Origin of the sequence: Streptomyces indicus, assembly GCF_900100315.1 — a bacterium.
In the GTDB taxonomy this organism is placed as follows: domain Bacteria; phylum Actinomycetota; class Actinomycetes; order Streptomycetales; family Streptomycetaceae; genus Streptomyces; species Streptomyces indicus.
On record NZ_FNFF01000001.1, the window covers coordinates 1,469,251 to 1,488,739 of the forward strand.

Below are 19,489 nucleotides of genomic sequence, written 5' to 3' on the forward strand. Positions count from 1 at the left end.
CGCCCATGCAGGTCTGGCCTGGAACGGCGTATCCGCTCGGCGCCACGTACGACGGCGCCGGCACCAACTTCGCGGTCTTCTCGGAGGCCGCCGACCGCATCGAGTTGTGTCTGCTGCACGACGACGGCTCCGAGACGGCGGTGGAGCTGCGCGAGACCGACGCCTTCGTGCGGCATGCGTATCTGCCCGGGATCATGCCGGGCCAACGCTACGGGTTCCGCGCCCACGGCGCGTACGCGCCGGAGCGCGGACAGCGGTGCAACTCCGCGAAGCTGCTCCTCGATCCGTACGCCCGCGCGATCAGCGGGCGGATCGACTGGGGCGAGGCGGTGTACGGGTACCACTTCGACGCCCCCGAGCGGCGCAATGACCTCGACTCGGCCCCGCACATGATGAGTTCGGTGGTGGTGAACCCGTACTTCGACTGGGGCGACGACCGCCCGCCGCGCACCGAGTACCACCAGACGGTGATCTACGAGGCCCATGTGAAGGGCCTGACGATGCTGCACCCGGCCGTTCCCGAGGAGGACCGCGGCACGTACGCCGGGCTCGCGCATCCGGCGGTGATCGAGCACCTCACCGAACTGGGCGTCACCGCGATCGAGTTGATGCCGGTGCACCAGTTCGTGAACGACCACCGCCTGGTCGACATGGGCCTGAACAACTACTGGGGCTACAACACCATCGGCTTCTTCGCCCCGCACAACGCGTACGCGTCCTGGGGCGACCGCGGGCAGCAGGTCCTGGAGTTCAAGTCGGCGGTGCGGGCGCTGCACGAGGCGGGCATCGAGGTGATCCTCGACGTGGTCTACAACCACACGGCCGAGGGCAACCACCTCGGGCCCACGCTGTCCTTCCGCGGCCTGGACAACGCCTCGTACTACCGCCTGACCGACGATCCGCGGTACTACATGGACACCACCGGCACCGGGAACTCGCTCCTGATGCGGTCCCCGCACGTGCTCCAGCTGATCATGGACTCGCTGCGGTACTGGGTGACCGAGATGCACGTGGACGGCTTCCGCTTCGACCTCGCGGCCACGCTGGCGCGGCAGTTCCACGAGGTGGACCGGCTGTCGTCCTTCTTCGACCTGGTGCAGCAGGACCCGGTGGTCAGCCAGGTGAAGCTGATCGCGGAGCCGTGGGACGTGGGCGAGGGCGGCTACCAGGTGGGGAACTTCCCGCCGCTGTGGACCGAGTGGAACGGCAAGTACCGCGACACCGTACGGGACCTGTGGCGCGGCGAGCCGCAGACGCTGGCCGAGTTCGCCTCGCGCCTGACCGGCTCGTCCGACCTCTACCAGGACGACGGGCGCCGCCCGCTCGCCTCGATCAACTTCGTGACCTGCCACGACGGGTTCACGCTGCACGATCTGGTCGCGTACAACGAGAAACACAACGAGGCCAACGGCGAGGACAACAACGACGGGGAGAGCCACAACCGCTCGTGGAACTGCGGGGTCGAGGGCGACACCGACGACCCGGACGTGCTCGCGCTGCGCGGCCGGCAGCTGCGCAACTTCATCGCCACGCTGCTGCTCTCGCAGGGCGTGCCGATGATCTCCCACGGCGACGAGTTCGCCCGCACCCAGCGGGGGAACAACAACGCGTACTGTCAGGACAGCGAGCTCGCCTGGGTGCACTGGCCCGAGGAGGCCGGGGGCGGCGCGGGCGAGGACACCCTGCTCGCGTTCACGCGGGCCGTGGCGCGGCTGCGGCGGGAGCATCCGGTGTTCCGCAGGCGGCGGTTCTTCCACGGGCGTCCGGTGGAGGAAGGGACGGGCGCGCACAGCGAGTTGACGGACATCGCATGGTTCACGCCCGCGGGCGAGGTGATGCGCGAGCGCGACTGGGACCGCTCGCACGCCCGCGCGATCTCGGTGTTCCTGAACGGGAACGCGATCTCGGAGCCGGGGCCGCGCGGCGAGCGGATCCAGGACGACTCGTTCCTGCTGATGTTCAACGCCTCGCCGGAACCGCTGGACTTCGAGGTGCCGGTGAACCACGGCCGGCAGTGGCAGGTCGTCCTGGACACCTCCCGCGAGGACGGGGTGCCCGGCGAGGACGGACCGAAGGTGCGGGCCGGCGAACGCATCCGGCTCGCCGACCGCAGCCTCACGGTGTTGCAGCGGCCTGCCTGAGCGGCTCTTCCGCTGCGGGTGCGGGACGCGGCTCGCGTACGGCGAGGGAGACCAGGAAGGCGCAGGCGGCCGCTGCGCTCCCGAGTGCGAACGCCACGTGGGCCCCGTACCGCTCCGCGAGATGGCCCGCCACCGCCAGGGTGACCGCCTGTCCGCCGACGAAGGCGCTGACCGCGAAGGTCATGCCCTCGGACAGCCGCTCCTTCGGCACGGCGCGTTCGGTGAGCCCGAAGCCGGTGATCAGGTTCGGTGCGTAGATCGCGCCGAAGACCGTGACCACGACGTACAGGGCGGTCATGCTGCCGGTCCAGATCAGCGGCAGCGAGAGCAGCGCGGCGGCGGCGGTCGCGATCCGCCAGCGCAGGCGCAGCCCGAAGCGCGCGGGCAGCGCCGCCATCGACAGGCCGACGAAGGCGCTCATCACGCCCATCGCCGCGTACACGAGACCGGCCTGGCCTTCCTGCCCCAGCTCCTTCGTCAGCGCGGTGATCCCGGCCCCGCAGGCGCCGAGCAGGATGCCGAGCAGCACGAGGCCGGCGCGCACGACGTGGACGGAGGACGGCATGCGGCCCTTGTGCCCGCCGGGCCCTGATTCCCGTACGAGCAAAGGGACTTCGCGGGCGGACGGGTGCAGCGCGAAGGCCGTGCCGCAGCCGGCCACCAGGAGCGCGGCAAGGGCAAAGGCGTACGCGGGGTGGCCGGCCACGGCCGCGATGCCGACGAGCGCCGGGCCGAGCACGAACGACAGCTCGTCCATGGTGCCTTCGAGCGAGAGCGCGGTGTCGACGAGGCGGTCGTCCGCGCCTCCAGGTCCTGTCGTCCCCTTCCCGTCCCCCTGGCGGCGCCTGGCCCGCAGCAGCGCGATGATGCGGGCGCGGGCGAGCGGTCCGATGCCGGGCTGGCTCGCGCCGGCCAGGGCGCCGAGCACGATCAGCGCGGGGGTGGGCAGTCCGCCCAGCGCGGCCAGGGTGAAGGCGGCGATCAGCACGGCGTTGGTCAGCGCGAACCAGAGCACCACGCGCCGCTGCCCGAGCCGGTCGGCCAGGCGCCCGAGATACGGGCCCATGGCCACCTGGCCGAGCGCCAGGGCGCAGCCGACGGCGCCTCCGGTGCCCAGCGAGCCGCTGGTCTCGGCGACGAGCAGCACGCTGCCCATCTGGATGGTCGCGGTGGGGAGTCGTCCGAGGAACGAGACGGCCGGGAGCAGCGCTCCGGTCCGTCCGATCACCTGGCGATAAGCACCGAAGGTCCCTTCTGAGGCCGCTTGCGGGCCGTTGCTCCCCTGAGTCATCGTCCGACGCTAGCCACGCGCGCGGCAGCGGGTGCATGAGCCGATGACACAAAAGCCGCGCATCGGGGTACGTACGTTCGCATGACGACCGCGCCGTTCGCCGCATCCGCCGGGGCCGCGTCCTCGGCCCCGTCCGCGACCTACCGCCTCCAGCTCACCCCCGACTTCCCCTTCGCCGCCGCCGAGGCCGCCGTCCCGTATCTGGCCCGGCTCGGTGTCTCGCATCTGCATCTGTCGCCGGTCCTGGAGGCGGTGCCGGGCTCGCTGCACGGCTACGACGTCACCGATCACGGGCGCGTCCGCTCGGAACTGGGCGGCGAGGACGGGCTGCGGGCCCTGTCGGCGACCGCGCGCGCCCACGGCCTCGGTCTGGTCCTGGACATCGTGCCCAACCACATGGCCGCGTCCCCGCGCCACAACCACGCCCTGTGGGAGGTGCTGCGGGAGGGCCCGCAGTCGCCGTATGCGCGCTGGTTCGACATCGACTGGCAGGCGGGCGGTGGCCAGGTGCTCCTTCCGGTGCTCGGCCGGCGGCTCGGGCGTGAGCTCGCGGAGTTACGGGTGGAGGGCGAGGTGCTCCGCTATCACGACCTCGCGTTCCCGCTGCGCAAAGGCACCGAGGACCGGCCGCTGCCCGAGCTGCTCGACGCCCAGTGGTACCGGCTCGCGTGGTGGCGGATCGCCCGTACCGAGCTCAACTACCGGCGGTTCTTCACCATTTCGGATCTGATCGGCGTACGCGTGGAGGACCCCGAGGTGTTCGAGGCCACCCACGGCAAGCTGCTCCAGCTCCTCGACGAGGGCGTCGCGCACGGCCTGCGCGTGGACCATCCCGACGGGCTCGCGGACCCGGGCGCGTATCTGCGGCGGCTGCACGAGGCGACGGGCGGGCGCTGGACGGTCGTGGAGAAGATCCTCGCGGACGGCGAGCGCCTGGAGGCCGGCTGGCCGGTAGCGGGCACCACCGGATACGACGCGCTGCGGCACGTGGACGGCCTGTTCGTGGATCCGGCCGGGGCGGGTGAACTGCTCGGCCAGTACCGGCGGTTCACGAACGCCCCGGCCGACCGGGGCGGCGACTGGGAGGAGACGGTGCGGCGGGCCGCGTACAAGGTGGTGACGCGCGAGCTGGCCGCCGAGGTGGAGCGCCTGGTGCGGACCGTGCAGCGCTGCGCCACCGCACCCGAGCAGCGCGACCACGCCCCTTGGGCGGTGCGCACCGCCCTGCGCGAACTGCTCGTGCGCCTCCAGGTGTACCGGCCGTACGGGACCGGCGAGTCGGTGCGCCGGGTCCTCACGGACGAGGCGGCGGCCGCCGCACGCACGGCCTTCACGGTGCCGGAGGAGGCCGAAGCGGTCGATCTCGTACGGGAGTTGCTGCTCGGGCACGAGGCGGACCCGGCGCACACCGAGCTGCGCGCACGCTTCGCGCAGACCGCTTCCGCACTGCGGGCCAAGGCCGTCGAGGACACGGCCTGCTACCGCTACACCCCGCTCCTCTCTGCGGCGGAAGTCGGGGGTGAGCCGGGGCGCCCGGCGCTCGCCCCGGCCGCGTTCCACGCCTTCTGCACGCGCATGCAGCGGGACTGGCCGACGGGCGGCACGGTCCTGTCCACGCACGACACCAAGCGGAGCGCCGATGTGCGCCTCGCGATCGACGTGCTCTCCGAAGTCCCGGACCGCTGGGCCGAGTTGCTCGCCCGGGTGACGACGGCCGCGCAGGCCGCGCCCGCGCCCGACCCCCAGCTGGCCTGGGCGGCCTGGCAGACGGCGGTGGGCATCGGCTTCCCGCATCAGGAGCGGATGCGGGCGGTGCTGCTCAAGCACGCGCGTGAGGCGGGCCTGTTCACCTCCTGGACCGAGGCGGATCCGTCATACGAGGCGGCCGTCGAGGAGTTCGTCGACGCGGGGCCGAGCGGGCCGCCGCTGTACACCGTCGCCGAGTTCCTCCGCCCGCTGCGCCCGCACATCGCCACGAACGTGCTGTCCGCGGCACTCCTGCACCTGACCATGCCGGGCGTCCCCGACCTCTACCAGGGCACGGAGCAGCTCTACCAGGCCCTGGTCGACCCGGACAACCGGCGGCCGGTGCAGTTCCAGGAGGCGCGCTTCGGCCGGCTGGAGGAGGAGCGCGGGCGGTGGGGCCTCGACGAGCAGAAGCTGTTCACGACCGTGACGGCGCTGCGGGTCCGGCGCGAACAGGCCGACTGCTACGGGGAGTTCGCCGGGTACGTGCCGCTGGAGGCCGAGGGCCCGGCGGCCGGGCACTGCGTGGCCTTCGCCCGCACGGGCATCGCCGGCGCCGTGGTCACGGTCGCGACGCGGCTCTCGCTGCGGCTCGCGGAGTCGGGCGGCTGGCGCGACACCGCGCTCACGCTGCCGCCGGGGCGGTACGTGGACGCGCTCGCCGAGGAGGAGCGGGTGCACGAAGGGCGTGTGCGGCTGGAGGAGCTGCTGGGGGCTTGGGGGATCGCGCTGCTCGTACCCGACGGGGACTAGGCGTTGTCGGCGGCCTGGTGTTCACCTCGATTGTTCACCTCGATGTCGATGCGAGGCCGCGCGCCCGTTCCCCGGCCTCGCCGAGCCCCACCGACGCCCTCTGAAAGTCGTGGCCGAACGGCGAAGCGGAACGGGAACCGCCGGGCAGGTCCTGGGAGTTCACCTGGTGGGTCCGCATGTCTCGGAGATGATCGCCGAGAGCCAGCTGATCGTCGGCTGGGACGCGGAGCCCGTGGATGTGGCCCGGCACATCCACGCCCATCCCACCCTCTCCGAAGCGGTCGGCGAGACCTTCCTCACCCTCGCGGGACGCGGTCTGCACCAGCAGTAGGCACGCGGTGCCACGGTCCGTTCTCGCCACCTTGACAGCGAGGTCGGCACATGGGGTACTGCGGGTGCGCACGCCGGGCGGACGATACGGGGGTGAGTCACCTGACGGAGCAGCACTACCCCAGCGTGAAGGAACTCGTCCTGTCCGCACGGGTGTTGGCGGCCGAGCAGCCCTGGCTGTGCCGGCTGCGGCGGGTCGGCACCTCGCGGGCCGGCCGCCCGTTGCACCTGCTGTCCGTGGGGCATGCGACGCGGGCCGTGCTCGTCGTGGCGGGAGCGCATGCCAACGAGCCGGTGGGCGGGCCCACCGCTCTGCACCTGGCCCGCCGGGTCGCCGCCGACCACCGGCTGCGCCACGGGACCTCCTGGCACTTCCTGCTCAGCGCCGACCCGGACGGGGCGAGCCTGCACCGCTCGCTCACCCCGGCCTCGCTGCTCGACTACCACCGCCACTTCTTCCGTCCGGCGGGCCCCGAGCAGCCGGAGTGGGCGCCGTCGGTGCTGCCGCCGGACATGCTGCCGCCCGAGGCGGTGACGCTGCTGCGGCTGATCGACGAGTTGCAGCCGTATCTCCAGGTGTCGCTGCACGGCACGGATCTCGGCGGTACGTGGGTGCAGTTGACCCGCGAGATACCGGGCCTGGCCGAGCCGTTCGCGAAGTCGGCGGCGCAGCTGCACATCCCGATCGAGACGGGCACCTCGGACGCGGCCGGCTGGCCGGTGACCGGGCCCGGGGTGCATGTGATGCCGCAGCCCGGGTCCGAAGTGCCGTTCCCGAGCCTGCCCGAGGACGTGACCCGCTCCACCTGGTACCACGCCCACCGCTACGGCGGGCTCACCGCGATCGTCGAAGTGCCCATGTGGGCCAGTGATCTCGTCGACGACACGAGCCGCCACCCCGACCCGGCGGCGGCGCTGCGCCATGTGTCGCGGCGGCTGCGCGCGCAGGCCGCGCAGGTCGAACAGATCATGTCCCGGGCCCGGTTGACGAAGCGGTACTCGTCCTGGGACGCCCTGGCCCCCCGGGACGTCCGGGCGGCGGGCGGCGTGCACGAGCCGCCGCACCCGCTCGCTCCGCTGCTGCGGGCCAGCCGCTGGGCCCTCGATCTGGTGCCGGGCCTGGCCGACGACTGGCTGCTCCCTCCGCCCGTCGACGCCACGATGACGTATGTGTCCAGCATCGACGCGTTCGGGCGGCGGCTGCCGCTGCGGGCGGCGGCGATGCTGCTCCGTACGCTCAAGGCGGCGGGCGACCCGACCGCACCGGAGCTGGACCGCCTGGTGACCCGGTGGTGCGAGGAGTTCGCGACGGCCTTCCGCGCCCGCTGGGTGCCGCTCGAGCACCAGGTCGAGCACCAGGCGCGCACGGTGCTCACGGCGGCGCGGCACGCGCGGGTGGACGCGGACGCGGCCTGAGGTGTGACATGCGGAAAGGGCTGCACGTGCGTGCAGCCCTTTCGTTCACGGAGCCCGGAAACCGCCCGACTCCCTTGCCGAACTGGTGTGTTACTCGGCGAGCTTGAAGACGCTGCCGGTCTCGGCGCCCATCACGCAGTCGTTGGAGAAGGTCTTGGCGTAGATGCGGCGGGTGCCGTCCCACATGCCGTACGCGACCGCCGTGACCGGCTTGTAGATCATGGGGCAGGCCACGTCGCGCGGCTTGATGTTCGCGATCTCGCCCTTGGCCTTGGCCAGGGTGCGGCAGGCGGCGCCCGCGTGCGGGTGGCCGTTGCCCTTGCCGGGCGGGCAGCGCAGCAGGCGGCCCTGGAGGTCGCCGAAGGCGCCGTCGCCCTCCATGACGCCCAGGTACATCCAGTTGCCCGGCAGCGCGCGGCCGGAGGCCCTGCGCTCGGTGTCGTGGTCGGCGGCGGAGGCCGCGCCCGCGGCGCCGATGAGGAGTGCGCCCGCGGCCGCCGCCGCGAGCAGGCCCTTGACTGCGGTCGTCGTCGCCGTGTGTGCCGAAGAGGTCATGGGGACCGTCACCGTTCCTCGCTGTGGGGTGCTGATGGCGGTACGGAGTGAATCCCGTACCGCGGCATCCATCGGCACAGCCGTCCCCGGCGAGCACCGCAACTCACCCGAACGGGAGGTGCAGAAAGGGTTTGATGTGCGCCGGTTGGCCCCAACGAGCGGGGGTGCGGACGACCGCTACTGGGCCGCCAGCCGGAACCGCATCGATCCGAACGCGATGTGGTCGCCCTCGCGCACGACCGTCGCGCCCACGACCCGGCGCCCGTTGACGGAGGTGCCGTTGGTGGAGCCGAGGTCGCGCAGCACCCAGCAGCCGCCCTGGAGGACCAGTTCGGCATGGCGGCGCGAGACCGTCTCGTGGCTCAGGCGCAGCCCGTTCGCGGGGTCGCGTCCGATGCGCAGCGGGAACGTCCCCGGCAGCGGGAGCAGCAGCTTCGGCAGCCGCTCGGCCTCCCAGGCCCTGCGCACCCGCACGGTGAAGGCGGAGACGGCGCCGATCGCCCCCGTCAGCGCATTGATCATGCGCCCGCCGTCCTCGGCGGGCAGATCGGCGGTGAGCCGGGCCAGTTCCTGCGGCCGGCGCGCGGCCAGCGCGAGCTCCATCCGCCGCACGAAGGTGTCGTGCGACAGCCTCCCCTGGACCACGCCCTCGCGCAGTGCGGCCAGCACTTTGTCGCGCTCGGCGTCCGACACCCGCGCGGGATAGGTCGGGAACTCGAAGGAGGACGTCACGTACGTGATTGTCGACGAGCCGGGCCGGGGTGTCCAGAAAACCGCAGATCCAGGGCCAGTTCGCGGCCCGGGTGGGCGGAGGCCCCGCGCCGCGTGCCCGTACCGGACGGACGGCGTGCCACACCGGCCGCCGAAACCCGTGGACAGCCCGCCCGGTGCTCGCCTAGCCTCGTGCCGACGCTGCCGATCAAGGAAGGAGGCGAGCGCAATGCCGTACGCGATCACCGCGATCACCGCGATCACCGCCCGCCGCCCCCGCCGCGACCGTACAGCGTCCCGGTCCTGAAGGACCGCTGCCGGCCGGGACGGTGAGCATCCGTCCTCCGGAAGGAATTCCATGACCGACCTGGTCATCCGCGCGCTCACCGAGAGCGACGCCTCTCTGTTCCACACCCTCGACGACCCCGGCCTCGTGGGCCGCCCCGTCACGGGAGTCGCCTACGCCACCTTCGCCGAGGGCGGCGACTACCGGCCCGAGTGGACCCGTGTCGCCCTGCGCGAGGGCCGCGTGGTGGCGCGCGCCGCCTGGTGGGGCGCCGCGGGCGACGCCGCACCCACCCTGCTCAACTGGTTCGACTTCGCCGAGGGCGAGGAGGAGGCCGGCGCCGAACTCCTGCGCCAGGCGCCCTTCGACGTCGAGTACGAGCTGATCCTGCCGCCTGACTGGCGCGAGCGCCCCGATGTGCTGGCCGCGGGCCGGGCGCGGATCGCGGCGGCCGAGGCCGCTGGCAAGAAGATGCTGGTGGAGCGCTACCGCTACGAGTGGACCCCGGAGTGCGGCCTGCCGCCGCGCCCGACCCGGCTCACGTTCCGCGAGGAACGGGACGACGCCGTACTCGCCGACGTCCTGCGGCGGATCCACTCCGCGACCCTCGACGCGCACGCGCTGCTCGCCATCGCCGAGCACGATCTCGACAAGGCGGTGCAGGAGGAGCTGGACTACATCCACTGGTGCCAGGAGACCTGGCCCCAACTCGCCTACGACGCCCAGGGCGAGCTGGTGGGGCTGCATCTGCCGGCGCGTATCCCCGTCGGTTTCACGGCCGGGTTCATCGGCGTCGTACCCGAGCAGCGCGGGCACGGCTACGCCTTCGACCTGCTCGCCGAGTGCACCCACTTCCTCGTGGACCGCGGCGCCGAGGCCGTCGCGGCGGCCACCGACGAGGGCAACGTCCCGATGGCGGCTCATTTCGCGCGGGCCGGGTACCCGATCGTGGGGAAGCGGATCAGCCTGGTGTGAGCCCTGACCGGGTTCCGCGGGCGCGAGCGCCGAGTGGTTCCCGGGGTGACGGCTCCTGTGCGCGCCGTCACCCCGCGGGACCCGTGAAACCCCCACCGTGACGATCATTTGTGCAGCACGATGGTCACTGCTGTGCAGCACGATGGTCACCGCGCACGACCGCGAGATGGTCCACGTGTACGACGACGGGTGTACGACGACGAGGGGGAATCGTCCGTGCTGTTCGAGGTGTGGGCACCCGAGGCCCGGCAGGTCACGCTGCAACTCCGGGGCGAGGAACGGGAGATGGGCCCGGATGCCGCCCGTCCCGGCTGGTGGTCCGCGGAGGCCGAGGCCTCGGACGGGGACCGCTACGGGTTCGCGCTGGACGGCGGCCCGGTGCTGCCGGACCCGCGGGCGCGCCGGCTGCCGGACGGTCCGGAGGGACTGGCCGCCGTGGCCGACCCGGCGGCGTACGCCTGGCGCGTGGACTGGCCCGGGCTCGGGATGCGCGACGCCGTCCTGTACGAGCTGCACGTGGGCACGTACACCCGCGAGGGCACCCTCGACGCGGCCGCCGCACGCCTCGGCCACCTCAAGCGGCTCGGCATCACCCATGTCGAACTGATGCCGTTGTGCTCCTTCCCCGGCACGCACGGATGGGGTTACGACGGGGTCGCGCCCTGGGCGGTGCACGAACCGTACGGCGGCCCAGAAGCGCTTCAGCGCTTCGTCGACTCCGCGCACGAGCTGGGGCTCGGCGTGGTCCTCGACGTGGTGCACAACCACCTGGGCCCCTCCGGCAACCATCTGCCCGCCTTCGGCCCGTACTTCACCGACACGCACCACACCCCGTGGGGCGCGGCGGTCAACCTGGACGCACCGGGCTCGGACGAGGTGCGCGCGTACTTCCGTGAGAGCGCGCTGGCGTGGCTGCGGGACTTCCGCCTCGACGGGCTGCGGCTGGACGCGGTGCACGCCCTGCGCGACGACCGGGCGCTGCACTTCCTGGAGGAACTGTCCACGGCGGTGGACGCGTTGGGCGCCGAGCTCGGCCGCCCGCTCTTCCTGATCGCCGAGTCCGACCTGTGCGACCCGCGTCTGATCACCCCGCGCGAACGGGGCGGACTCGGCCTGCACGCGCAGTGGAACGACGACTTCCACCATGCGCTGCACTGCGCCCTGACCGGTGAATCCCAGGGCTACTACGGGGACTTCGCGAAGGCACCGCTCGCCGCTCTCGCGAAGACCCTGACCGGGGGCTTCTTCCACGACGGCACGTACTCCTCCTTCCGCGGCCGCGCCCACGGCCGGCCCGTGGACCGCGCCCGCACCCCCGCCTGCCGGCTGGTCGGCTACAGCCAGACGCACGACCAGATCGGCAACCGCGCGCTCGGCGACCGCCTCTCCGGCTCCCTCTCCCCCGGTCTGCTCGCGTGCGCGGCCGCGCTCACGCTGACCGGGCCGTTCACGCCGATGCTGTTCATGGGCGAGGAGTGGGCGGCGTCCACGCCCTGGCAGTACTTCACGGACCACCCGGACCCGGAGCTCGCGGAGGCCGTACGCAAGGGCAGGAGAAGGGAGTTCGCGGCGCACGGGTGGGACGAGGCGGAGATCCCGGACCCGCAGGACCCGGCCACGCGGGAGCGCTCCTGCCTCGACTGGGCCGAGCCCACCACCGGCGACCACGCCCGCGTCCTCGCCTGGTACCAGGAGCTGCTCGCCCTGCGCCGCAGCCTGCCCGACCTCGGGGACCCGGATCTCGCGGCGGTACGGGTCGCGTGGGACGAGCAGGCACGCTGGCTGGTGGTGCGCCGCGGTGATCTGCGGCTCGCGGTCAACCTGGGCAGGGAGCCCGCGCGGATCCCGCTCCAAGGCGGTGCCGCGCGGGTGCTCGCGGCCTGGGAGCGGGCCGAGGCGCCGGGCCCGGACGGAGTCCTGACCCTGGCGCCCGAGTCCTGCGTGCTGCTCGCGCCCGCGTGAGGGCGGGATCCGGCAGGCAGACGCCCGCGTAACTCCTACTCCACGACGGCCAGTTCGCGGGCGGTGGCGTTCAGGCGCCGCCCGCCGTCCTCCGTGACGGTCACGATGTCCTCGATACGGACGCCGAAGCGGCCGGGCAGGTAGATCCCGGGCTCGACCGAGAAGCACATGCCGGGCACGAGCGGCTGCTCCTCGCCCTCGATCATGTACGGCGGCTCGTGCGTGGTGACGCCGATGCCGTGCCCGGTCCGGTGGATGAAGTACTGGCCGTACCCGGCCTCGTCGATCACCGCACGCGCGGCCCGGTCCACCTCCTGGCAGGCGATCCCGGGCTGCACCGCCGCACAGCCGGCCTCCTGCGCCTGGCGCACGATGTCGTGCACCTTCTGCTCCTCGGCGGTGGGTTCTCCGACGTGGACGGTGCGGGAGGTGTCGGAGCCGTAGCCGTGCATCAGGCCGCCGAAGTCGAGGACGACCATGTCGCCGTGCTCGATGACCCGGTCACCGGCCTCGTGGTGCGGGTTGGCGCCGTTCGGGCCCGAGCCGACCACGGTGAAGTCCACCTGCTCGTGCCCGAACTGCCGCAGCAGATCGGCGAGATCGGCGGCGACCTCCAGTTCGCGCCGGCCGGCGAACCGCACCTTCTTGATCTCCTCGTACGTGGCGTCCGCGGCGGCACCCGCGGCCGCGAGCCGCTCCAGTTCGTGGGCGTCCTTGACCCCGCGCAGCATCGGCAGGCACGCGGTGAGCGCGGTGTAGGACGTGCCGGGCAGCTGCTCCTGGATGCCGAGCAGGTGCAGCGCCCACGTGTTGTCGCTGACGCCGAAGCGGCCGTCCACGTCGAGCAGCGGCGCGGTCACGGCGTACGGGTCCTTGCCGTCGGTCCAGTCGCGCAGCGTGAGGGCGGGCGCGCCCGCGGCCTTCTCGGCGTCGGGCGCCTCCAGGGTCGGGACGACGAGCACGGGCTCCTGTCCCGCGGCCAGTACGAGCATCGTGAGCCGCTCGGTCTCGGCGGGCGGCCGGTAGCCGGTGAGCCACACCATGTCCGGCCCCGGCGCGATGAGGACTCCGGCGAGACCGGCATCGGCCGCGGCCTGCGCCGCGCGCTCCATGCGGGCCTTGTAGTCGTCGGCGGTGAAGGGCGCGGGTGCGGTGGCCATCGCGGGCTCCTCGTTCGGTGCGGCTTCGACCCGGCCATCCTCCCCCGTCCGCGCGCGGGGGCGCGACCGGGAATCGGGCGCCCCGCCCTCTTCGCGCGAGGACTCAGCTCTCCAGGGCCAGCCGCGCCCCGAGGGCGACCAGCACGCCGCCGGAGACCTGCTCCAGGCGCCTGCGCACCCGGGCCCGCGACAGGAAGGCCTTCATACGGCCGACGCCCCACACGTACACGCCGTAGTAGCCCACCTCGAACACGGCCCAGATCGCGGCGAGCGCGATCATCGCGGGCAGCTCGGGTGCGCCCGCGGGCACGATTTGCGGCAGGAAGGACATCGCGAAGATCGCGGCCTTGGGGTTGGCCAGGTTCAGGAGCAGCCCGCCGCGGTACGAGGCCCAGGCGGAGCGCTCGGGCGCCTCCCAGCCCTCGGCCTGCCCCTGCTCGCCCTTCCTGCGCCGGGCCGCCCACAGCGTCTGCACGCCGAAGACGACCAGGACGACGGCGCCGACGATGCGCATCACGTCGTACGCGAGCTGCGAGGCGGCGAGCAGGGCGGTGAGCCCGAAGGCGGCGACGACGCCCCAGACGAACACCCCGGTCTCGTTGCCGAGCACGGTCATGAACCCCGAACGCCTGCTGCGCAGCGAGTTCTTGATGATCAGGACGGTGCTCGGGCCGGGGGACGCGGCGATCAGCGTGCAGGCGCCGAGGAAGGCGAGGAGGGTGCTCAGCATCCGCCCATGGTGCGGCCGGCGGCCTCCCGGACGCCAGGTGGTTTTCGTACGGATCCGGCAATCGGCGCCTGTGCGGATCTTCCACCAGGGGCCTTGCACTCCGCAGCACGCTAACGGTTAGATCAGCCGCAACCATTAATTGCTACGGAGGCATCGTGCTCGTCCTCGCCCAGATCAGCGATCTCCACCTCGACGGAACGGAGCGCGCCCGCGAGCGCGCCGCACGTGTGCTCGCGCGGCTGCGGGCGATGCCCGTGGACGCGCTCCTGGTCACCGGGGACATCGCGGACCACGGCAGCGAGACCGAGTACGAGCAGGCGGCCGGGCTGCTCGACGGGCTGCCGTTCCCGGTCCTGACCTGCCCGGGCAACCACGACGTGCGCGGGCCCTACCGCAAGGCCCTGCTCGGGCACGCGCCGGAGGACGGGCCCGTGGACAGCTTCGGGCTCGTCGGCGGTACGGCGATCCTGATGTGTGACTCGAGCATTCCGGGTGAGGACGACGGCCGGCTCTCCCCCGCCACGTACGACTGGATCGAGCGCACCCTCGACGAGCTCGGCCCCGAGGTGCCGGCGCTGCTCGCCTTCCACCACCCGCCGGTCGCGCTGCACGCCCCGCTGCCCGACTCCTACCCCCTGCACGAGCCCGGACGGCTGGCCGCGCTGCTCGAACGGCGGCCGCAGATACGGGCGTTGATCACGGGCCACGCCCACACACCCGCTGCCACGGTCTTCGCCGGCCGGCCCGTCGCCGTCGGACCGGGCGTGACCTGGACGCTCCGGCTGCCCTGGGAGGGCGGCGACACGGTGGCCGACCGTGCCGCCGACCCCGGCTACGCACTCCATGTCCTCGACGACGAGGGCCGGTTGACCACGCATTTCCGGAGCGTGCGGGCCGACGCGTAGGAGGGAGCGCGGGCCGGCACCGGCCCGCGCCTCTTCCGTCCCTGGCTCAGGTCACCACCCCGGGTGTCACGGTCAGCGTCTGGCGGTTCCCGTTCTCGTGCCGTACGCCGATCTCCACCGACTTGCCCGGCCTCGCGGCCGCGACGGCGCGCGCCAGCTCCTGCGCCGAGGCGACCTTGCGGCCCGCGAACGAGGTGACCACGTCGCCGCGCACCAGGCCCGCGCTGAACCCGGGCCCCGGCTGGTGCACGCCCACCAGGCGGGCCCCGGCCCCCGAGGCCGGGTCCACCGCCTCGACCCCGATGGTCGCCGGCGCGGGCGCGACCGACTCGCCCTCGCCGCCCTGGGGTTGGGGCTTCGAGGGCGGAGGTCCGCCCTTCGCGGCGCCGGGCGGAGCCCCGTGGGCCGCTCCTTGCCCCGCCCCCTCTCCCGCCCCTTGTCCGGCTCCCTGCCCACCCCCCTGTGCCGCGGCCTGCTTCTGCAGGTCGGCGAGCTTGCTCATCCCGATCACCGTCGCCCCCACCGTCCCGAGCCCCACCCCGGCGAGCACGAGGACGAGCGCGATCACGGTCGCACCGAGTACGGTCTTGATCCGCCGTGCGCGCCGCCGTACGGCGTGCGGACGGTGGCCCGGCGCGGGTGCGCGGCCGGGCATCGGCTTGGGTCGCAACACTGTCTGTTCCATGGCTGGCCTCCGCGGAATGCTCTACCCTGCGGGCCGCCGCGGAACGAGCCACGAAAGAGTGACGAACCGTCGCGAGCAGGGGGACAGATGACCGATGCGCCCATCCTCGAACGCCTGTACTTCGGCCATGACGAGGCCGAACAGGACATGGCGAACGGGCTGTTGCGGGCGGGCTTCCTCCAGACCGCCGCGTACGACGCCGCGGTCAGCGGACGCAAGATGCTGATCATCGGCCGCAAGGGCTCGGGCAAGAGCGCCATCTGCATGTACCTCGGCGCGCAGCGCGGCCCGGCGGGCGAGAGCGTGCTCATCACCCCCGACGACGCCGCCGGCGAGGAGATCCGGCGCTTCGAGCTGCAAGGGCTGGGCGGGGACACCGCCAAGTCGCTGATCTGGCGGTACGTGTTCGCGGTGCACGCGGCCCGCCATCTCACCGTGCACGCACGGGAGTGCCACGGGCGCCGCGAGCCGGGATCGGTCAAGGACCTGCGGAGGTTCCTGCGGGACAACGGCGAGCTGCCGGGCGCGCGGCTCGCGGACTTCGCGGCCCAGGGCCGTGACCGGTTGCAGGCCGGCGGGCTCCAGCTGGGGGCGTTCGGCTTCCAGATCGGTGTGGACCTCGCGCAGGCGGGGCCCTCCGAAGGGGCCCGTGCGGGGCGCCAGTTGGAGGTCCTGGAGGACCATGTGGCGCTGGCCTTCCGCGATCTGAAGTGCGCCGACTCGCATCCGCCCCTGCTCCTCCTCGTGGACCAACTGGAGAAGGTCTGGTCGGCGCAGCCCGACGCCAACTCGATGGTGATCGGGCTGCTGCTCGCCGCGAAGGACGTCGCGGTGAAGTACCCGGGTGCGGTGCGCTGTCTGGTCTTCCTGCGCTCCGACATCTACGACTCGCTGACGTTCGGCGAGGGGGACAAGTTCCGCAGCTACGAGATGCGCATCGACTGGCCCGAAGCACAGCTGCGCCGGCTCGCGCTGTCCCGCGCACGGGCCGCGCTCGATCCCGGCCTGGGCGAGGAGCAGTTGTGGCAGCAGGTCTTCCCGCCCCAGGTCGAGGGCGAGGAGACCGCCACGTATCTCTTCACGCGCACCCTGCCGCGGCCCCGGGACGCCATCCAGTACCTCAACCTGTGCCGGGACCACGCCGTCCACCACGGGCGCGCCCGCATCACCGAGGAGGACGTGGTGGAGGCCGGGCGGCAGTTCTCGGAGTGGAAGCGCAAGGATCTGGTCCAGGAGTACCTGGTCGCGCACCCGTTCCTGCCGGCGCTCCTGGAGCTGTTCACCGACTCGGGTTACGTGGTGACGCGGGCGGCGACGGAGACCCGGCTGCGCGCGGCCCGCGGCGAACTGGCCCGGCTGTACCCGGCGTACGCGGAGTCCTTCACCACGGACACGGTGATCGACGTGCTGTACAACGTCGGCTTCCTCGGCGTGCGGCGCGGCGAGGAGACCGTGTACGCGGGCGGCTTCGCGCGACCTGTGCGCCCGGACGAGAAGGAGTTCCACATCCACCCGTGCTTCCGGGAGGCACTGGGGGCGCGGGACGCGGTGCCGATCGCGCCGTACCGGTCGGTGCTGCGAGTGCAGGGGCTTGGGTGGGGCGGCGCCACCCCGCCGAGCCGCAATGTCACGCTGCTCCAGCGCGTGGTGGACGCCTGCGATCTGCTGCTGCGGCGGATCGCCCGGGCCGGAGGGCTGCCCGAGGAGACGCGGCGCGAACTCGCCCTGCAGGTGCAGCGCCTGCACCAGGAGACCCGCGACGCCCTGGACGACCCGAGTGGCCCCGCGGGCGCGCTGCTCCACGATGCCGAGGACCACGTCAACACCGCCATCGGCTACCTGTACGACCAGGCCGCCACCCTGCGGGCCACCGGACTCGAGGACCAGGGCGCCGAAGCGGGCGCCCAGACCCTCGCACGCGAGCTGGACGGCCAGGCGCTCCAGCTGTTCCACCGGCTCGGCGGGCTCACCGGCAGTACGGGCGAGGGCGGCACGAGCTCCTGAACAGGCGGCGCGGGCGGGTCCGCTCAGCCCGAACGGGCACAGTCCCGAGCCTCTGCACAGGTGGCGCACAGCCCGCTCAGCCCGAACGGGCGGACTCCGCTCAGCCGTACGCCCCCGGTTCCGCCACCTCCAGCGCCCGGGCCAGCGCCTCCGCGAAGCCCTGCGGGTTGTCGATCATCATGTTGTGCGTGGCCGCCGGGACGTCCACCACCGGGACTCCGGCCGCGGCCATCAGGTCCGTCTCCGCGTCGGGCCGGGTGCGCTCGCCGACGAGGAAGGCGCGCGGCCGGTCCAGGTCCGTGAGGAGCGCGCCCCAGCTCGGATCCGTGCCCTCGACCAGGGCGGTGGCGCTGCGGTGCAGGGCGCGGGCGTCGGCGAGGCGCAGGCGTGCCACGTAGTCGGGGAGCTTCTCGGCGGCCACCATCCGCGCGAAGCCCTCGGCGACGAACTCCTCCTCGTCCTGCTCGGCCACGACCCGGCTGACGAACCCGCCGCCCGGGAACAGGTTCGGCTCCGCGACGACCAGTTTGGCGACCAAGTCGGGGCGCGCGGCGGCCAGTTCGATGGCCACGGCGCCGCCCATGGAGTGCCCGATCAGCTCCACGTCCCGCAGCCCCTCGTGCTCGATCACCGCGGCGACCGCCTCCGCCTGCTCGCGCATGCGGTAGCCGAAGCCGGCGGGGCGGTCGCTGTAGCCGTGGCCGAGCAGGTCGACAAGGAGGCTGGTGCGGCCGGCGAGCGGGGCGTGGGTGGTGATCTCGGCGAAGTCCGAGGCACCGCTGCACCCGAGCCCGTGGACATAGACCCGGGCCGGTCCCGCGCCGGACGCCGTCGGGTTGAGCTGGATCCAGCGGATCCAGGCTCCGGTGTCCGGCAGATACAGCTCGCGCACCTCAGCACCTCCATGTCAGGACCTGTCGGTATGTCAGGACCAGTCGGTCGAACGGTCATGCTAGGCCGCCCCACTGACATCGCCCCGCCCCACCGCAGGCGCAGACCGGCGCGGGTGCCCTCACACATCCCTGCCCCGCAGCACCCCCCACCCCACCACCAGCAGCGCACCCGCCCAGGCGGCCGCCACCCCGAGCCCGGCCCAGGGCCCGATCGGCAGGGCGTCGAGGTTACGGGTCGCGAGCACCGAGAGGCCGGCCGACGCGGGCGCGATCCGCTGGGCCGCTTCCACCCAGTCGGGGTCGGTCAACAGGGCGGCGACGAGCGGGAATCCGTAGAGGAGCAGGAAGCCGGCGGTGAGCGCCCCGGCCGTGTCCCTGAGCGCGGTGCCGAGCCCCAGGCCGAGCAGCGCGACGAGGACCACGTACAGGAAGGAGCCGGCCGCCGCCCGCAGCGTGGGGCCGTCGCCGAGGCCGATCGCGGGGTATCCCGCCGCGGGCGTGAACCCGGCGGCGAGCACCAACTCCCGTCCCGCGTACAGCGATCCGAACACCCCCACCGCCGCGGCCGCCGCCACGAGTCCGCCCACCACCACGGCCTTCGCGGCGAGCATCCGCCATCGCGAGGGGATCGCGGTCAGGGTGGTGCGGATCGTCCCCGTGCCGTATTCGGAGCTGACGGCGAGGGCGCCGAAGAGCAGGGCCACGGCCTGCGCGACCCAGACCCCGGTGAGGCTGAGCTTCACCGTGTCCTCCTCGCAGGTGCGCAGCGCGGCGCAGTCCCCGGCGCGCAGCGTCCCGGTCGTGAGGGCCGAGACGGCGACCATCGTCAGCACGAGTGCGGCGAGGAACCACCAAGTGCTGTGCAGCGTACGGAGTTTGGTCCACTCGGCGTGCGCGGTACGCACCCACCGGGCGCCGTGCCCCACGGCACGCCCAGACATCCCGT

15 protein-coding genes and 1 pseudogene are annotated in these 19,489 nt (G+C 73.0%); 8 read left to right on the forward strand and 8 right to left on the reverse strand.

Annotation, left to right across the window (positions count from 1 at the left end):
• The first annotated feature begins 5 nt into the window (after positions 1-5).
• The gene (gene glgX / locus BLT97_RS06490; RefSeq protein ID WP_093607640.1) at positions 6-2,141 is read left to right on the forward strand and encodes a glycogen debranching protein GlgX; all 2,136 of its coding nucleotides are present in this window, start codon (positions 6-8) and stop codon (positions 2,139-2,141) included.
• Here glgX and BLT97_RS06495 read toward each other — a convergent pair.
• Complete coding sequence (locus BLT97_RS06495) at positions 2,116-3,432, reverse strand: MFS transporter (protein WP_093607641.1); 1,317 nt, start codon at positions 3,430-3,432, stop codon at positions 2,116-2,118. The genes glgX and BLT97_RS06495 overlap by 26 nt on opposite strands.
• Before the next feature lie 81 nt (positions 3,433-3,513).
• Between BLT97_RS06495 and treY the strand changes: the two genes are divergently transcribed.
• From treY to BLT97_RS06510, 3 genes and pseudogenes are all read left to right on the forward strand, one after another.
• Positions 3,514-5,931, forward strand: a complete 2,418-nt coding sequence (treY, locus tag BLT97_RS06500; RefSeq protein ID WP_093607642.1) for a malto-oligosyltrehalose synthase — start codon at positions 3,514-3,516, stop codon at positions 5,929-5,931.
• A gap of 100 nt (positions 5,932-6,031) precedes the next feature.
• Positions 6,032-6,262, forward strand: a pseudogene (locus BLT97_RS06505) (dihydrolipoyl dehydrogenase); the annotation flags it as partial.
• A gap of 92 nt (positions 6,263-6,354) precedes the next feature.
• Entirely contained in the window at positions 6,355-7,677 is a 1,323-nt protein-coding gene (locus tag BLT97_RS06510) for a M14 family zinc carboxypeptidase (protein ID WP_093607643.1), read from the forward strand.
• 90 nt (positions 7,678-7,767) lie between these two features.
• On the opposite strand, the gene BLT97_RS06515 is transcribed toward BLT97_RS06510, so the two are convergent.
• Both BLT97_RS06515 and BLT97_RS06520 read right to left on the reverse strand, forming a co-directional pair.
• Positions 7,768-8,232: an SSI family serine proteinase inhibitor gene (locus BLT97_RS06515; RefSeq protein WP_093607644.1), complete on the reverse strand. Its 465-nt coding sequence runs from the start codon at positions 8,230-8,232 to the stop codon at positions 7,768-7,770.
• A 177-nt stretch (positions 8,233-8,409) separates the two neighbouring features.
• Positions 8,410-8,964 (reverse strand): FHA domain-containing protein, encoded by a 555-nt coding sequence (locus BLT97_RS06520; protein ID WP_093607645.1) that lies wholly within the window; start codon positions 8,962-8,964, stop codon positions 8,410-8,412.
• A gap of 337 nt (positions 8,965-9,301) precedes the next feature.
• Here BLT97_RS06520 and BLT97_RS06525 point away from each other — a divergent pair, with 337 nt between their 5' ends.
• Together BLT97_RS06525 and treZ are read left to right on the forward strand one after the other, a co-directional pair.
• Entirely contained in the window at positions 9,302-10,204 is a 903-nt protein-coding gene (locus BLT97_RS06525) for a GNAT family N-acetyltransferase (RefSeq protein WP_093607646.1), read from the forward strand.
• 216 nt (positions 10,205-10,420) lie between these two features.
• Complete coding sequence (treZ, locus tag BLT97_RS06530; RefSeq protein ID WP_093607817.1) at positions 10,421-12,166, forward strand: malto-oligosyltrehalose trehalohydrolase; 1,746 nt, start codon at positions 10,421-10,423, stop codon at positions 12,164-12,166.
• Between the two features lie 35 nt (positions 12,167-12,201).
• On the opposite strand, the gene BLT97_RS06535 is transcribed toward treZ, so the two are convergent.
• Positions 12,202-13,326, reverse strand: a complete 1,125-nt coding sequence (locus BLT97_RS06535; RefSeq protein ID WP_093607647.1) for an aminopeptidase P family protein — start codon at positions 13,324-13,326, stop codon at positions 12,202-12,204.
• Between the two features lie 103 nt (positions 13,327-13,429).
• Entirely contained in the window at positions 13,430-14,056 is a 627-nt protein-coding gene (locus BLT97_RS06540) for a LysE family translocator (protein WP_093607648.1), read from the reverse strand.
• A gap of 155 nt (positions 14,057-14,211) precedes the next feature.
• On the opposite strand from BLT97_RS06540, the gene BLT97_RS06545 reads away from it, so the two are divergent.
• Entirely contained in the window at positions 14,212-14,961 is a 750-nt protein-coding gene (locus tag BLT97_RS06545; RefSeq protein ID WP_093607649.1) for a phosphodiesterase, read from the forward strand.
• 46 nt (positions 14,962-15,007) lie between these two features.
• Here the strand turns inward: BLT97_RS06545 and BLT97_RS06550 are convergent, their stop codons facing one another.
• A complete protein-coding gene (locus BLT97_RS06550) occupies positions 15,008-15,646 on the reverse strand; it encodes a PDZ domain-containing protein (protein ID WP_093607650.1) in 639 nt (212 codons plus the stop codon).
• An 87-nt stretch (positions 15,647-15,733) separates the two neighbouring features.
• Between BLT97_RS06550 and BLT97_RS06555 the strand changes: the two genes are divergently transcribed.
• Entirely contained in the window at positions 15,734-17,650 is a 1,917-nt protein-coding gene (locus tag BLT97_RS06555; protein ID WP_093607651.1) for a P-loop ATPase, Sll1717 family, read from the forward strand.
• Between the two features lie 100 nt (positions 17,651-17,750).
• Here BLT97_RS06555 and BLT97_RS06560 read toward each other — a convergent pair whose 3' ends face one another.
• On the reverse strand, positions 17,751-18,542 hold the full coding sequence (locus BLT97_RS06560) for an alpha/beta fold hydrolase (RefSeq protein ID WP_093607652.1): 792 nt from the start codon (positions 18,540-18,542) through the stop codon (positions 17,751-17,753).
• Between the two features lie 120 nt (positions 18,543-18,662).
• A complete protein-coding gene (locus tag BLT97_RS06565; RefSeq protein ID WP_093607818.1) occupies positions 18,663-19,448 on the reverse strand; it encodes an ABC transporter permease in 786 nt (261 codons plus the stop codon).
• Positions 19,449-19,489 lie beyond the last annotated feature (41 nt).